This is a genomic window from Blautia sp. AF34-10 (assembly GCF_003477865.1).
GTDB classification, from domain to species: Bacteria; Bacillota; Clostridia; order Lachnospirales; family Lachnospiraceae; genus Fusicatenibacter; species Fusicatenibacter saccharivorans.
In genome coordinates this window covers 15,274-31,737 of the sequence record NZ_QUED01000014.1, presented here as the reverse complement: position 1 = coordinate 31,737, position 16,464 = coordinate 15,274, and the positions used below count along the sequence as shown (strand labels likewise).

Genomic DNA, 16,464 nt, shown 5'->3' with positions numbered 1-16,464 from the left:
TTTGATTCTTCTATATCCGGTTACTTTCCATTCATCACTGTACAGTGACCTGCGGTTCGGTACCCCCCCCGCCTGATTTTTATACTTCTTATCGTCTTTTCCAGCACCTTCATCTCAACCGGTTTTGAAACATGTGCATTCATACCGGCTGCCAGAGAATGCTGAATGTCCTCTGAGAATGCATTGGCAGTCATGGCAATGATCGGTATCGTCTTTGCCAGTTCATGGGAACTTCTGCGGATTGCCCTCGTCGCCTCATAGCCATTCATAACAGGCATCTGCACATCCATCAGGATCATGTCATAATCACCTGGAGCAGACTGCTCAAATGCCTTCAAAATCTCTTCGCCATTTTCACAGATGGTACATTCCGCACCTTCAATCTTTAACAGTTCCGTCAGGATCTCTGCGTTCAGCTCATTATCCTCTGCACACAGGAATCTCATTCCTTGAAGGATATTACCATCCTGCTCATCTGTTTCTTCTTGTGCCGCCAGAGCAACCGTTCTATCCTCTGCAATTTTCAGATCCAAGAGAACCTCAAAACAGCTTCCCTGTCCCAATTCACTCTCCACATCAATGGTACCTCCCATTGCCTCAACCAGATTCTTAGTAATCGCCATTCCAAGTCCTGTTCCCTGTATTTTATTTGTAAGGGAACTTTCCGCACGGGTAAACGCATCAAAAATTGTATCCTTGAAATCTGCCGACATTCCCATACCATTATCGCTAACTAAGAAACGGTACTTTGCATAGACAGATGACTTTGTCTCACATTCTTCTACAAAGAACTGAATTTTCCCACCTTCCTGGGTATACTTCACTGCATTGGAAAGCAGGTTGCTGAAAATCTGCATCAGGTGAACCTGATCCCCATTCACCCACTCATGCTGAATATTTTCTTTTATGATTGTAAGGGTCTGCTGCTTTTCATATATTTGAGTATGAAATATAGTGTTAAGTTCCTGTACAAGATCCAGAATAGAAAAGTCAGAATATTTGAAGACTGTTTTTCCCGCCTCAATCTTGCTCATATCCAGAACGTCATTGATAATTCCCAACAGATGCTGCGATGAAATATCTATTTTATCTGCATACTCTATAACTTTTACTTTATTACCTGCATCATGTCTGATCAAAGATGTGATACCAATGATTGCATTCATAGGAGTACGAATATCATGTGACATATTAGACAGGAAATCCGTTTTCGCCTTATTTGCATTTTCAGCTGTCTGTAAAGCCTCTGTTGCAACGTTCTTTGCCTTTTTCAGTTTTTGATTGACTACTTCCATTTCCTTCATTGTTTGTAAATGAAGTTCATTATTTCTTTTTTCATATTCTGCTTTTTGATCTGCAAGACTAAGTCTGGAAATACTGTAGAATAATCCGGCAAAAAGTAAAAGTATAAAACCTGCCATGAGTATTGTTGTAAACAACACCGTTTTCTGGTAATCCATCAGCACATTGTCCACAACTCCCTTAGCCACAATGCACACCAAAATGGTGTTGTTGCTTTCTATCGGGCAATACCCCAGATAATAGGGGTTCTGTTTTCCCAAAAGTGCAACTCCGGATTCTCTGTTATCAAACTTCTTTTTGAACAAATCAGCCTCTTCTTCTGTAATAGCCTGTTCCCCTTTTAAATGTTTTAACAAAGAATAATTACGCAGGTATTTATCTCCACTCTGGTTCGTATACGTAATATTTCCGTCATGATCCAGCATGAACAAATATGCTTTTCCATGATAACCTTTCAATTTTAACATGGAATCCAGTTTCGAATGATCATACACAGTTCCAATTGCCGTATAAGTTTCTCCATTGATCGTGTATTTCTGACATGGAATCGCAACCAGATAACCGTCTTTTTTCTTCTGATCATAATCAAGACGCACCAGTTTTCCAATATTGTATCCGTTCTTTAAGTCCAGCAGAAGTTTACTTGGCATATCAATCCGCATTTTTGTTCCACCTGCTGATATTGCCTGACCATTTTCCTGAAGGAATATAAGAGTACTTTCCGATTCTTTTTCCCATGCTTCAAAGAAATTTTTGTTCGTATCCGTTTCAAGAGACAGTTCCCTCTCATGAAGTAAGAATTCCTCAACCAACTGCAGCTGGCTGTAGTATCCACTCACCTGAAGATCATAGGTCTGCTGTATCTGTTCAACAACAGCTCCCATACTGCTTTTTCCATTTTCGCTGATATACTTATTAGACTTACTTATAAGATACTTGATACAAACTAAGCTTAAAAGAATCATAAGTAGTATAAGCAACAGCCTTGTTATTTTTTTTCTTTTGTTTACCTTTTGTTCTATCTCCACTTTTACTGTTCAACCTCTATATAGTCTTCCGGTGCTGACGGCTGCTGTCCATTTGACATTGCTTCGGTCCATGCACTTGATAATGTTGTATCTTTAAGCTGCTCAATCTCACATTTCGGATTTATTTTTTTCAAAACGGACATTGTGGTGTCTGTAAGAAGAATCGAGTATTCCTTTTCTTTGTCTATTTTCTTATCATTAACTGTTAAGTCCTTTAACGAAAATCCACTTTCCTCTTGATTGACGATCATTTTCATACCGGATGCAATTGGTAATTCGTATTTATTGGTTACGTAAAAATTCTCATCAGCATCAGCAAGATAATTTTCCACGAGTTCATAAACCTGTTTACCATTGATTTTTGCAACATATAATGGTGTATCTGAACTCTTCGCTGTCATCATGCCAACCCGGCTGCTGGTGCATTCTCCTTTGTACATAGAAGAAGTGAAATAATAATATGGTGCCAGAGCCAGCTGTGCATCATTTTCTTCTCTGATCGTAGTTAAAATGGAAGATGCTGCATCACGGCCATTTCTATCGTTCAGTGAAATGGAATATTCATTTTCAAAATTCACCGTTGCTTTTTCTTCTGGATCTTTACGATTCATTACACTGCGAAAAGTATCATAAGCCTGTGTTTCATCCATTTCCCCTGACAGTAATCCGTGAACAGCCTCAAGACTTGCATCAAATGATTTTTGAGCGGAATATCGGATATAAACAGCATTATGATTAATTTCCTCTTCCAGTCCAGGCACATCCTGCATCATGGTTGGAACATCTGTATTCAATGAAATAACACCGCTTCCATCCGCAATCAGCTTTTGCCCCTCTTCTGAAATCATACAATCCAGCACATCCAGCGCAGTATCCAGTTTCTCCCGATCTTTTTCCAGGTTTTTGTTAAATGCAATGTTTAAGGACGGAGTCATGTACACATAGGATTCATCCGATGTCTGTGAAAAGTAAGGAATACGGATCAGCTCCGCATCCATCTGTTTCTGCAGCTGCTGCATAACCGTCGGATGTCCATGAAACATTGCTGATTTTCCTTCGACAAACATCTGGGTTCCTGTATTGATATCAATATTGATATCTTCTTTACCAAAATGCGAGTCCTTAAGAAACTGACTGGTTTCTGAAAAAATACGTTTCCATAATACATCATCAAACTTTACTTCATCCGCTGCAGTCTCTGCACCGTTTCGCCATTCAATACCATCCAGCTTGTAAACTCACCGATTGCTGCAGCCTGGATGATTTCATTATTAGACCAGTCTTCACCAAGATCCATGGAATACGGTTTTATGCCATTATCATAAAACTGCTGACATGCCTGTACATATTCCTCATAATTTTCTGGAATCTTTACGCCATACTGATCAAACAGTGTTTTGTTGGCAATGATCGTCTGCGGAATACCACAGATTGGCAGCCACTGGATTTCATCCTCCGCATTCTTATAATATTGCACCGCATAAGAATAATACTTGGAAACAACATCATAAGAAGCAAAATCCATAAGATAAGGCTGTAAGTCCTGTGCATCTGTTCCAGAAAATCGACGTACTGTTATAATATCCGGTAATTCATCATGTTCTTTAAAATAACTGTATAAATCGGTATCATTGTTACCTATAATAAATTCAATATCCTGATCTGGAAACTGTTCATGGATATAGGGTGCAATATTTTTCATCAAACGATTTTCCCACAGATAAACGGTAAGATGATCATCATTTATAGATACTTCTTTCTTTGACTGTCCACATCCAGACAAGACAGCAGATGCTACAAGTACACCTGACACCACTGCTATCAGACAACGTTTTGCCTTTTTCATACTTTTATTTTCCTCATTCTTTCCTGATAAAATCATTATTGTTACGTCTATGAAATAACACCGTAAAAAAGCACCGTCAGACAGACAGTGCACCTCATTTTATGCAACTGGCTGCCATTTTAAAGGCCCTGTAGCTTTGCGTCCCAGACTTTCATCTGGTTTGCCAATTTCCTTATTATAGCTTTAATCTTATGTAAAAAACTGATTTTATTATACTTTAGTGTTCTACTATACACAAGAAAAAAATTAACATTTTAACGTTCAAAAACAAAAAAAGAACAGCCGATACATATACTCGAACTGTTCTCTTACTTCCGAAGTCCACGCAGCATTGACATTACTGTTTCCTGCTCATTTGTACTCAGATCATTCCATATCCCTAGAACTTCTTTCTGTTTTTCTGTCAGATTCTCTGAATTATCTTCTCGAAAAAACTGCGATAATGTCACGCCCAAAGCTACACATATTTTTTCAAGTGTGATCAGCAACGGCAGGTTTTCCTGCTCTGGTTCATATGGTACTTACAATTCCACGTTGTATGTGATAAACTATTATTGTCCATTTAGACTACCTTTACAATCCTTTTTACAGCAAGTATACTTATTATATCGAAAAAATAATATGAAAATATCTGCAGAAATTATTAAGATATTGCCAAAACATAGAAAACAAATCACGGAGATAACAGAAACCGCACTTCCCATCAGACAGATCGTCCTGCAGACCGGCTTCAGCCAGCAGTCCTATTTCGGAAAATGTTTCCGTAAAAAAATGAACTGCTCCCCACGGGAATACCGCAAGAACAGAACCGAATGCCGCTTTGTATAAAATGGCATCCGGTTCTGTTCTTTTTATTTCGCTGCGGCACTTGCCCAAAACGCTCTGTTTCTTCCCGCAACCCATTTATTTTCTTTCACACAGTAGCTTCCTCTTAAACGAATATCTTCTGAAGAACTTCCGACCTCTACTGCATATCGTCCTTTTTCCACTTTCCAGTGCATATCAATGTCCAGAAAAGCCATTTGATCCGTTTTCACCTCAAAGCATACCGTTTTCTTTTCGCCCTTTCGCAGGTGAATGCGCTTAAAACCTGCCAGTTCTTTTACTGGTCTTGTCAGGCTGGCATATTCATCTCGTAAATAAAGCTGGACAACCTCATCTCCTTCACAGCTTCCCGTGTTCTCAACAGCGCAGGAGATCTGAACCGTATCTGCTGCCTTTTCATTTCCCATCGAGATATGTAAATCCGAATATGTAAATGTTGTATACGACAGTCCGTATCCAAAATAATATCTCGGTCTGTGCGGCATATTCACATAATTGGCAAAACCGATACTGCCGCTCTGATCCCAGGAGGAACCATATGGATGATTGTAATAAACCGGAAGCTGTCCCACTCCATAAGCAACGGTAACCGGAAGTTTTCCTCCCGGATTATATATTCCGGTTAAAATATCAACTACTGCTTCTGCTCCTGTTTCCGATGGACTCCATGCTTCCAGAATAGCATCTAAATATTCCTCTGCAGCATCACTGGAAATCGGTCTTCCATCAAAGTGAACGCCAACCAATGGTTTTCCAAGCTGCGCAGCCTTGCGAATAAATGCATCCTGACATTTTGGAAGGTTAATATCAGTACTGTCAATTCCTTCTCCCATTGATGCCATAGAACACGTTCCGTGCTTACCGCCAAGCGTCAGTATCACAATGTCTGCCTGCTTTGCTGCCTGCAGCGCTTCTTCAAAATGACTTTCGTCGTTTCCTGCAATCGGATAGCCATATGCATATAAAATCTCACTTTCCGGAAAGCGGATTTGTAATTCTTCATACAGATTTCTGCATTGCGGTTTCTGTCTTTTCAGGATCTGATCAAACTGCTCTGTCTCATCAGACTGAATATTGGTTCCCGGAACCGTAATAATCTCATCTGCATCTGCCTGTACAACTCCGCTTACACCTGCAATAGAATTGGCAATCGCATAGGTAGACTCCATCATGCACATATGTGTGTATCCACCAAACATTTTTCTGGCATACCCGGCATGCGGTCCGATCACCGCGATTTTTTTCCCTTTTGCCGCAATCGGCAATACGCCGTCATTTTTCAGCAGTACCATGGATTCTCTGGCCGACCGCAGGGAAGTGTCCTGTCTGCTTCCTGCATTACAAGAGCATGAAGCTCTTTTCCTTCCAGCGCATAGGGATTTTCAAATAAGCCCATTCTGAATTTTCCCTCCAGAACCCGCAAAACCGCTGTATCCAAAATATGGATATCCAGTTTTCCACTTGAAAACATCTCTTTTAATTTCTCATTATAGCCAGTACAGGACGGCATCTCGATATCCATTCCCGCATGAAGACACATCGCACCGGCTTCTTCAAATGTTTCTCCAATATGATGTACACTATGCGCATTTCCCACTGCACCGTAATCGCTGATGCACATGCCGTCAAATCCCATTTTTTTCCGAAGCAGTTTCGTAAGCATGTTATGAGAAGCAGATACATCTTCTCCATTCACAGAGCAATAACAAGGCATAATACCTTTCAGATCTGACTCTGTGATTGCTGCCTGGAAAGGTTTTGCAAACACTTCTTCTAAAAGTCGCGTCGGCGTTTCGCTGTGTGTTCCATGAATTCCACCCTGCGAATTATGAAAAGCCACAAAATGTTTTGCCACACTTTCTGCTTTTCTTGAAGCAACTGTATTCTTTTGTATTCCTTTCGTATACGCTGCCCCCATCGCACTTACAAGGGAAGCATCTTCTCCATAACTTTCTCCAAAACGGCCCATACGCGGATCTCTTGCCACATCCAGAACCGGTGCCAGTATATGGGTAATACCACAGGCCGTTTCCTGTCTGCTCACAATTTCTGCAATCTGTTCTTCCAGCTTGGGATCAAAACTTGCTCCCCTGCCAATCCCAGACGGAAAACTGGTGGAGTCCTGAATGAAGGCCCCGCACAATCCTTCCATATGAAAGATTGCCGGTATTCGATGGGCACTGTTTTCCATCACAATTTTCTGCACTTTTCTCTGCCATGCAGCCACTTCATCAAGTGTCTCCATCCTGCGCATTTCCAGCGTGCTTACTTCTCCCATTCCGTATTTTGTCTCCTGCTGAATTTTTTCAAAGTTATAGGCATCCTGATCAAAAGGAAAAACACAGTTAATCTGTGCCATCTTTTCATCAAGGCTCATTTCTTTGAGCAGAAGAGAGGCTCTTTCTTTGGCACCCAGTGTATGATCCCTATATGATTTCATTTAAATACGCTCCCCTTTCTCAAATAACTTCAGAACATGTAACAATCTTGCAACACTCCTTTCCAGATCTTTTCTGGTAATCCGTCTCTCCTGATAGGCCTGCAAAATCTGCCGGATCACCGGCGGGCCACCCGGCATCACAATATCATTTCCCGCTGCCACAGCATCGCCGCCATCTGCGACAATATCCATATCGCCCCAGTCAGTAACGACAACACCATCAAAGTTCCATTCTTCCCGTAAAATATGCGTACACAAATCTCGATTTCCAGCTGCAAGAACCCCATTAATTTTATTAAACGATGTCATAATAAAGGATACTCCGGCATCTCGAACCAACATTTCAAAAGGTTTCAGATAAAGTTCCCGCAATGCACGTTCCGTAAGGATGGAATCTACCGCATCGTACCGCTTCTTCGCACTTCCTCTTCGATACGTTTCCTGTTCATTCACGGCAAAATGTTTGGGGCAGACGCAGACAGGATGATTTTCCTGAACGCCCTTTGTAATCTGGACCGCACAGATTCCGGTCAGATAAGGATCCTCCGAAAAATATTCAAAATTTCGCCCGCAAAGCGGATTCCGGTGCAGATTGACTGCTGGTGCCAGCCATACGTCAACCGCTTTCTTTTCGCACTCTGCGCCAACCGCATTTCCAAACGCTTCCCACAGTTCTTTATTGAATGCGCAGGAAATCAGCATAGCCGTTGGCCAGGCCCCCGTTCCCACACCTGCCGGTCCATCTTTATAAAAAATGGAATGAATACCTTTTTCTGGCATAGCCGGGGAGACATATCCTTTTGCTCCGACTGGATGATCGTTTTTGGTCATTGGATTTCCCTGACCATCCAATATAGTTTCCGGCTGTTCCTGTTTGCTGAACGCTGCAAATGGAATTCCAGGTCCATACCCCACACACAATGCAGCCAGCTGTTCGATACTGAAATTTTTTACTTGTTCCATTTCATCCCGTAAAAGATCATATCTTTCCTGCTCTTTTAAACCATCGGTCTCTTCTTTTTTCTTTTCATGCATTCGGACCTTTTTTCGTCCTTCTCTTGCAGATAGTACCTGCAAATGCTCTACATTGCAGTTTTGCACGCAAAGACGATTCACACATTTTTTAATTACGTAATCTTCTCTTATCTGGATTTCTCCTGCAAAAATTGTCTCACGGGATGAATTTCCGATAAAAAACTGATATTTTCCCTTTTCCAGGATATATGATGCAGATGTCTCAACATATCCTGCCAGATCCTGCATGGATATTCGGATCGAAATATTCTGCTTCTCCCCCGGAGCAAGAAGTCTCGTTTTTGCAAAGCCTTTTAATTCTTTTTCCGGTTTTTCCGACTCTGTACCAGAGCAGGACAAATAAAGCTGTATCGTTTCTTTTCCTGCATAATTTCCGGAATTTGTTACCTCCGTAATAAATTCCACCTCTTCTTTTTCCTGTTTCATCTCTTTCGGAAGAATCGTAAACGATGTGTAAGACATTCCATATCCAAAGGGGTACAATACCAGTTTCCGAAAGGTATCAAAATAGCGATACCCCAGATAAATGTCTTCCTGATACACCGTTACCGGGCTTTTCGTATATCCTGTACTTCCATTTGCCTTTGCATCCAGTCCATAATTTTCGTAAGTTAAAATTTCATCTTCCTGTTCTTTATTCCAGGTGAAATTTTCTGCTGTCGGGTAGTCTTTGAAAGACTCTGCCATGGAAAAACTTAATTTGCCAGATGGATTCACAGCCCCCGTCAGAATATCAGCTAATGCTCCGCAGCCTTCTTCGCCCGGAATTCCCAGAAACACCACGGCCTTGATTGCGGAATAGGCGTTCACCCACTGCATATCGATCATTCCATTAATATTCAGTACAACGATCACATGTGGAAAAACACAGCACACCTGTTCCAGCAGTTCTTTTTCGGATTCGGTAAGTTCATAATCACCTTTGATGTGTCTGTCACATTCTTCCCCACCGGCATTCCTTCCCAGCACAAAAACAGCGGTATCGGTAAACTCCCTGGCTTTCTGCATCAGCTGCTCCGGAATGTGATACTCTGTCCACATCGGCTGATATTTTCCAAAGATCTCATACATAAAACCACAGTTCATATTTTCTACATTTGTGATATCAATACCGTCAATCACAAACTTTTCCGATTCGTTTTTTTGATTGCTGGTATAAAATTGTTTTAACCCTGCTTCTGCACAGATTCCTCTTTTTTCACATTCACATAAGAGATTCTTGTTTGCAAGGGATTTGGATGCTCCCGAACCGTTTCCCGAAAAAATGGTTTCTATCTGTGCCCGTCCCAAAAAAGCCACCTTTTTTTCTTTTAATGGCAAGATCTGCTCTTCATTTTTCAAAAGAACAATTGATTCTTCCACAAGTTCCTGAAAAATACTTTTTTTCATCTCTTTTCCTTTCTTTCTGCTGATGTCTTCCTAAACAAGCCTCTTTTGTCTATTTACGCAATATAACATGGACTTCATGCATTTTTCCATCCTTGAAATCAGGCAGCACAAACCCATCTGCTTTGTCGGACATATCGCAAACTGCTCCATCTGTCTTAATTTCAAGCACTCCTTTTTCCAGATGATCTGGATTTTCGATGATTACATGATAATCAGCACCTCGAAAATGTCTGGTCACTTCTGCCTTTTCCCATTCTTTCGGCAGACACGGATCGATCCGCAGTCCATCGTAATCCCGTTTGATTCCGAGAATTCCTTCGTACAATCCCATCATGCACCACGCAGAAGTTCCCGTTGTCCAGGACTGGTAGGATCTTCCATAATATCCGGGATTAGTAGAATAACAGTTTGTAAAAACATATGGTTCTGCTCCGGATTGCATGGATGGATTTTTATCACTGTCCGGCATAATTTTTTTCAGTGTTTCGAATGCTTTGCTTCCTCTCCCCACCTTGCAGTCCATCAGAATTTTAAACCCTGTAGCATGACAGTATACACCACCATTTTCAAACAATCCTGGCAGCATGCCGGACATTCTCCCTACATTGGGCGAATACTTCTGATACGGCGGAAGATTTAACGGAAATCCAAAATCATGCTCCATGGAATCCACTGCTTTTAATATCGTTGGTAATTTCTCTGCATCTGCAACATCTCCTAAAACAGCCCATGTCTGCGCGTTCAGATAAATTTTGCTTCCTTCGCTGTTTTTGGAACCAATATTCTCCACATCACTTAACGCCCGCATGTACCACGCTCCATCCCATGCATATGCATTAATGCTGTTTCGTAAGATACGATATTCCTCTGCTATTTTTCCGGCATATACCTGATCGCCTTTTTTCTTCAGTAATGCTTCTAATTCCTTCAATGCCAGGCAGACTGATGGGAAAGCATTACGGATTCCGCATATTCATCCGTTGTAACATTGAGTGCATCATTCCAGTCCGCAAAATAAATCCGTACCAGTCCATGCTTTCCTTTATCCTGCAGCAATCGATTCACAGCCGCTTTCACATGATCCAGAACAGCCGCCTTCCCTCCATCCTGCCATTCAATCTCCAGATCCAGGATAGAAAAGTCTCCCGTTTCTTTTATCAGCTGGCAGACAGCCCATATGATCCAGAACGGCTGATCGGAATACCGGGTATCATCATAAGGATACCACGTAAGAACTCCATGACCATCCCGAAACTGATGGCGAAGACATTCCAGAATCTCTTTTTTTGCTGTTTCCTGCCGATAGTTTAACAGGCCAACTGCAATCTGAAGATTATCGCGGACTCCTTTTTTCCCGACAATGCAAAAATCCACCTGTTTTTTCACCCAGTTATTCATCATGTGATTGATTTTTTCATCCGGCGTTTCCACGGTCAGCGAACGATATTTTTCCAGATAATGCGTTTCTGCTTTTTCAAGTTCCTTTTCCACAACTGCAGAATTGGAAAACTTTTCCGATACCGCCCTTGCCTCTTCAAGTGATTCACTGATTCCAAATACAAACTGTAATTCTTTTTCTTCTCCTGGCTGTAGCACAATTTTATGCTGCAGCACACCGCCCAGAATAAAAAGGGCCGCTTTGGAATTTGTACAGTCTTTTCCCTTTACGACAATGTCCGGTCTCTGGAAGAGCGCGCTTGCTGATGCATCCAGCCTTGTTATGGTACTGGTTGTCCCGCAAAATGCTTCCAGATTTCCATCATATGCGTATGCCGGCTCTGATGCTGCCAGAAATGCGTTGTATCTTTTGTGCGGTGCGAAAGGATGTGCGGATCTGCAATATACACCCTTTAACTTTTCATCATAATCTGTTTCCATACAACGATACATTTCATAATATCGCGGATAAGAAAAGCCCTCCAGATAAAAGCTGACTGCTGAAAATATGCTGAGATGGCGCTGTCTTTCCCCTGTATTTTTTATTTTCAAAGTCCACACTTCCTGGTATCCGTCTTCCGGTACAAACAGCCGCCAGGAACTTGCAATATTCTGATAAGAAGACTGGATTCTGGAAGATCCAATGCTGTGTACGCACTGATAATTTTCTACTTCCGTATTTAATGGACCTTCGCCGATATTCCAGCATTCTTTGCTTTTCTCGTCTCTTAGATAGATATATCTTGCATCGTCCTGATTCATCATACACATATCTGCTTTTTCACTGAGGTAATAGCTGCGCCCATGTCCTGTCTGGGAAATCTGCGCACAGTAATGATTTTCATTCCACAGATAATTATACCAGTATCTTGGTGTTCTGGTTTCTGTTATAATGCAGGAATTTCCATCTTCTGAAAATGTATAAGGTTTCTTTTTTTCATTGCATAATGTATCGCTCATTTTCAATTCTCCTTATTTTTAACCTACAGAGCCTGCCACTGGCAGTTTCTGTAAATTGAATGACAACTGCAAAGTCGGTACAGTCTTTCCTGTACGACCTTGTAGTTTCTCCGTTTATTTTTTCTCTTTTCTCGCAAGTACTTCTTCCCGCATCTTTGGTAATTTTTCTTCCAGATCAAATCTGGTAAAAATCAGGAACATAGCCAGGTTTGCAACCAGCGGAAGATAGTTGGAAAATCCATAAATCGAATATCGCATGGAAGCAGTTGCACTTTCCAGAGATGCCTGATATCCGCCAATGGCAAGAAATGCGGATAAGATAACAGATCCAAGGCCGCTTCCCACTTTACTTCCAAATCCTATGCTCCGCCCGACATTGCAACTAATTTCTTTCCATATTTCCATTCGTTATAATCTACCGTCATTGCTGTTAATACGCCGTACAGACACATCAGTGGAATCTGGATAAAGCTCGCCACAAGGCTGGTTGCTGCATAAACCATAAAGTTTTCCGGAATAAAGCAGCGGATCAGGGATGGAATGGCAGCTCCCATTAACCCAAGCTGAATTGTTTTTGTAACACCCAGCTTCGAAATGATCGGCTTGGAAACCACAAATCCGATTACCGTTGCCAGCATACCTGCCGCTCCTATGACTGCAACAAGATTATCGTTGCCAAAAATCCATTTTGCATAGTATGTACCCGAGGCTGCTGCCACTGCAGCGGTAATATTGGTAATCAAATTGAACAGAAGGACGATCACCCAGTATTTATTCTGCAATAACATTTTTATAGCATCTTTAAATGGAACTGCTTCCTCTTCTTCTGTTTCTGCCGGTGCTGTTTCTGATGCGTTTTCCGATTCGCTTTCATAATCCGAAGCAAATTTTGCTTTTCTTCCATTGTTGTAGCAGATCAGGAAAAGTAATAAAACGCCAAGTGCAAGCGCAACACCATATTTGATCCATGCACTCTGTGTACCACCCAGCATATTGGTTACCGGAATTGTGATAATAGCAATGATTGTTCCGGCACCGTAGTTTCCGACTGCACGGAACAGCCCCATATTGCTTCGCTCACTCTGGCTGTGGGTACGCACAATCATAACCGCTGAAAACGGTGTGGCAATCATAGTATAAATAACTGCTGTTAAAAGAAGATTGGTAACCAGTACATAAATCAATGCCGCTGTCTGTCCTGCCTGAATCGGGACCGTAAACATCATAATGATGATGACTGCTGCAGGAATCGCCATTTTCAGCATCCAGGAGTAATATTTCTTATTCCCACCTTTGGAGTGGTCAATCATATTTCCCACCAGAACGTCCGTCAGTGCATCTATAATCTTAGCGATCATCATCGCAATTCCGACTCCGCCTACCGCCATGCCGACTTTATCTGTATAAAAGTAAGTAAGCTGGCCAACCAGATTGGCCATCACGCCTAATGCTAACTGACCTCCCATATCAGCCATATAATCTGTTTTTCTCATAACTCTTCTTGCCCCGTCTGCATCATAGAGGACTTTTTGTTTCTTTTTTCCCATATCTTTTTCTCCCATCGTTTTTTACAGCCGCTGTTTTATACTTGTATTCTATCAAGTATTTTGTTTCTTTTATTACATATAGCAATTTAATATTATATATTTGGGCATTCTTTTTTTATTTTTAAATTATATTGAACACTTGGAAGATTGCCTGACAGAAGAAAACATACTCCTTTTTCTGTCTCTTTTCCTTCTATTCTTCCAATTTCATTTCCCGTCGGATCTAATGCTGTAAGAACGGCCTCCTTAGCTTTTACGTAGATTCTTCCTTCCAGCGTTTCGGCATATAATTTTCCCTGAAAGTGTACTGCTGTAAACGGAAAGCCCATCATCTGTGCACCTTCCTGATACGTTGTCTTGTCCATTCCCGTTGTTCCCATCGCAGTGATCACAAATTCCTCTGCCTGCTCCAGTTTTTCCTTTCCCACTGGAAGAAGTGCCAGCGTAATCCGCTCATTTTCTGACTGGATCTCAATTTTTTCAGACAGCCGCAGACTTTCTGCTGGGCTTCCACTGAAATATCCGCAATACGGTGTATGAATTACGAACCGGGCATGTGCCGGATCAAACACCAGCTCTTTTGTATCAGAAATCAGTTTTCCATCTACCAGACCACATTCCTCCGAAAGTATCTTCCATTCTTTCATTGCCCGGTCAAGAATTGCAGCAAATTCACGATAATCTCCTGTGCCTGCGATTTTCTGAATTTCATCAAAGACAAGTGCCTGTGCTCCCAGATACACGCCTTCTCGTATCTCTTCTGCATTCTTCGCTGCCTGTTTCAGCCTGTTGTGGTCTTTATATTTCCGCCATGCGTCACGATACGGTGACCATGCATAATACACACCGTGTTCTGCCTCCGAGAGATCTGCCCCATTCAAAAATCCTGCGTTCACTGCAACAGCCGCGTCTCCCTGATAGGTATCCCCTCCGTCCAGGAATACATTTCGCATACATGTGATGTAAGGTAAAAAAGTAGTTGGCATTGCGTGCATTTTCGGCAGTGTTTTCAAATCGTTCTGTGTATATACGACATCTACACGATTTTTAGCCGCCGATACCAGCCCTTTGAGAAATACAGATGCCATAAATCCCCACTGACAGATAACCGCCGGATCATTATATACATCAAAAACACTCCAGATTTCATCGTCCGGCTGATCGTCCGCCTTTTCCGACGTATGATAATTGTATAAAATCAGTCCGTCCCAGTCGTTCAAGCATGCATAGGCAACCGTGTGCACATATGCTGTCGAATGGAAAGGATGTTCCCCATATTCGTTCCACTCACTGAGCATGAAAGGCTTTCCTTTTACAATGGCAACGGAAGCAAGATTTAAAAGTGTTGTTGCCATAGAACCAACTCCTGTCTGCATGGTCAGCGGGTTCGTTGACACATATTCGGCCGGCCCTGCAACCAGATAGGTATTTGCCTCCTGGATCGGAAGCAGCGGGTGATTAAAATAGCTGTTATTTTCCATAAAATCCCCGTCGGTATGGCCATATACATCCGCTGCACCGGCAACCAGATTGCTTGTCACGATCGGAACTTTTACTCCAAGGGAATGAAGATAATCTTTCATATCCTGATAAAAATTACGATTCATCGTAATGCCAAATTCCATAAAATCAGCATAGCGGGCCGGACTTTCATTTTCTTCCCATTTTCCCAAAGGGTCGCATTCCGGCTGATAGAAATTACCTGCGGCTCCCTGCACAGTTCCTTTCTCCGGATCTTCTTCCTCGCCAAGCGCACATTTTCCTTCAAACGTCCATGCTTCTTTCAGACGCTCTCTTGTTCCATATTTCATCAAGAGGAAGCTGTTAAAACGATTTTGTACCTCATCCCGATATGGCTGCATCTCTTCCCGCTGATCCGTTTCCATCGTTCCTTTAATCGCAGAATCTTCATTATTGATCTGAACCGTGATCACCGCCGGATCGTCAATCAGCGCAAGACCTGTATAAGGATTCACATGACAGAGAATCTTTCTGGCATATTCTTTTTGCAGCTCTATCATCCGTTTATTGTACATGGGAAAACGTTTGATGCAGCTTCCCGCATTTCCTGGGTAGTCCAGCCCATCTCCTTCTACAAAATCTCTTGCAACGATAAGATCAATGTGAAAGTAAATACCCCGCTCTTTCAATTTTGCGACAAAATAGTCAAATCGATCCAGACCTTCCGGATGAAATTCTCTCCCGTTTCCTTTTTCATAATCTAAAAGTGGAGCTTCTTTACAGCTGGACCAGCTGCGTGGTTCTTCGCTGATTGGGGCATCTGCTGCATGGAGCCGAATCACATTCACGCCCAGGCTCGCAAAACGTTCCGCCAGTTTCTCTGCGGTTTCATGATCCGGGGTATTTGATCTTGCAGCCACATTAAACCCAAGAAATTTTGCCCTTACACCATCTTCAAAATAAAAATGGCCATTCCTTGTCGTTACAAATCCATGTTTTCCAGCTGGTGCATCCAAAAGATAAGAATAATCGAGAACACCTTTATTTGGATTCGTTTTATTAATTTTAATCGGTTGTCTCATACGTATGATCCGCCTTTCCTTTTTTCTAATCGCACTTTATCAAAAATGAAAGGAAAGATATTACATAAAAACATACAAAATTATATGTTTTCGTATTGTTATTTTTCTTTTT

The 16,464-nt window shown here is 41.8% G+C and carries 11 protein-coding genes, 1 pseudogene and 1 riboswitch; of the genes and pseudogenes, 1 reads left to right on the top strand and 11 read right to left on the bottom strand.

Annotated features, from left to right (window positions below; genetic code table 11):
* Nucleotides 1–20: 20 nt before the first annotated feature.
* The 3 genes from DWZ60_RS10055 to DWZ60_RS18165 form a co-directional block, all read right to left on the bottom strand.
* On the bottom strand, nt 21–2,186 hold the full coding sequence (locus DWZ60_RS10055) for an ATP-binding protein (protein ID WP_243038289.1): 2,166 nt from the start codon (nt 2,184–2,186) through the stop codon (nt 21–23).
* A 146-nt stretch (nt 2,187–2,332) separates the two neighbouring features.
* The gene (locus DWZ60_RS18170; protein WP_243038288.1) at nt 2,333–3,328 is read right to left on the bottom strand and encodes a 5'-nucleotidase C-terminal domain-containing protein; all 996 of its coding nucleotides are present in this window, start codon (nt 3,326–3,328) and stop codon (nt 2,333–2,335) included.
* 179 nt (nt 3,329–3,507) lie between these two features.
* Nucleotides 3,508–4,176 carry an extracellular solute-binding protein gene (locus DWZ60_RS18165; RefSeq protein ID WP_243038287.1) on the bottom strand — a complete coding sequence of 223 codons (669 nt, stop codon included), beginning with the start codon at nt 4,174–4,176 and terminating at the stop codon, nt 3,508–3,510.
* Between the two features lie 99 nt (nt 4,177–4,275).
* A riboswitch (cyclic di-GMP riboswitch) is annotated at nt 4,276–4,351 on the bottom strand.
* Nucleotides 4,352–4,797: 446 nt separating this feature from the next.
* On the opposite strand from DWZ60_RS18165, the gene DWZ60_RS21220 reads away from it, so the two are divergent.
* Nucleotides 4,798–5,004 (top strand): helix-turn-helix domain-containing protein, encoded by a 207-nt coding sequence (locus tag DWZ60_RS21220; protein ID WP_119221601.1) that lies wholly within the window; start codon nt 4,798–4,800, stop codon nt 5,002–5,004.
* A gap of 23 nt (nt 5,005–5,027) precedes the next feature.
* Here the strand turns inward: DWZ60_RS21220 and DWZ60_RS18160 are convergent, their stop codons facing one another.
* The 8 genes and pseudogenes from DWZ60_RS18160 to DWZ60_RS10015 all read right to left on the bottom strand — a co-directional run bounded on the left by DWZ60_RS18160 (nt 5,028) and on the right by DWZ60_RS10015 (nt 16,352).
* On the bottom strand, nt 5,028–6,293 hold the full coding sequence (locus DWZ60_RS18160; protein ID WP_243038286.1) for a glycoside hydrolase family 3 C-terminal domain-containing protein: 1,266 nt from the start codon (nt 6,291–6,293) through the stop codon (nt 5,028–5,030).
* Complete coding sequence (locus DWZ60_RS18155; RefSeq protein ID WP_243038285.1) at nt 6,281–7,441, bottom strand: glycoside hydrolase family 3 protein; 1,161 nt, start codon at nt 7,439–7,441, stop codon at nt 6,281–6,283. The genes DWZ60_RS18160 and DWZ60_RS18155 overlap by 13 nt, the downstream gene beginning before the upstream one ends.
* Nucleotides 7,442–9,865: a glycoside hydrolase family 3 protein gene (locus DWZ60_RS10030; RefSeq protein WP_119221600.1), complete on the bottom strand. Its 2,424-nt coding sequence runs from the start codon at nt 9,863–9,865 to the stop codon at nt 7,442–7,444.
* Between the two features lie 49 nt (nt 9,866–9,914).
* Nucleotides 9,915–10,196 carry a glycosyl hydrolase family 65 protein gene (locus tag DWZ60_RS19880; RefSeq protein WP_330422258.1) on the bottom strand — a complete coding sequence of 94 codons (282 nt, stop codon included), beginning with the start codon at nt 10,194–10,196 and terminating at the stop codon, nt 9,915–9,917.
* Nucleotides 10,197–10,229: 33 nt separating this feature from the next.
* Nucleotides 10,230–12,262 (bottom strand): annotated as a pseudogene (locus DWZ60_RS10025) (GH36-type glycosyl hydrolase domain-containing protein); the annotation flags it as partial.
* A gap of 114 nt (nt 12,263–12,376) precedes the next feature.
* Nucleotides 12,377–12,667 (bottom strand): hypothetical protein, encoded by a 291-nt coding sequence (locus DWZ60_RS18150; protein ID WP_243038284.1) that lies wholly within the window; start codon nt 12,665–12,667, stop codon nt 12,377–12,379.
* A complete protein-coding gene (locus DWZ60_RS10020; RefSeq protein ID WP_243038283.1) occupies nt 12,622–13,809 on the bottom strand; it encodes an MFS transporter in 1,188 nt (395 codons plus the stop codon). The genes DWZ60_RS18150 and DWZ60_RS10020 overlap by 46 nt, the downstream gene beginning before the upstream one ends.
* A 92-nt stretch (nt 13,810–13,901) precedes the next feature.
* Nucleotides 13,902–16,352: a beta-galactosidase gene (locus DWZ60_RS10015; protein WP_119221599.1), complete on the bottom strand. Its 2,451-nt coding sequence runs from the start codon at nt 16,350–16,352 to the stop codon at nt 13,902–13,904.
* Nucleotides 16,353–16,464 lie beyond the last annotated feature (112 nt).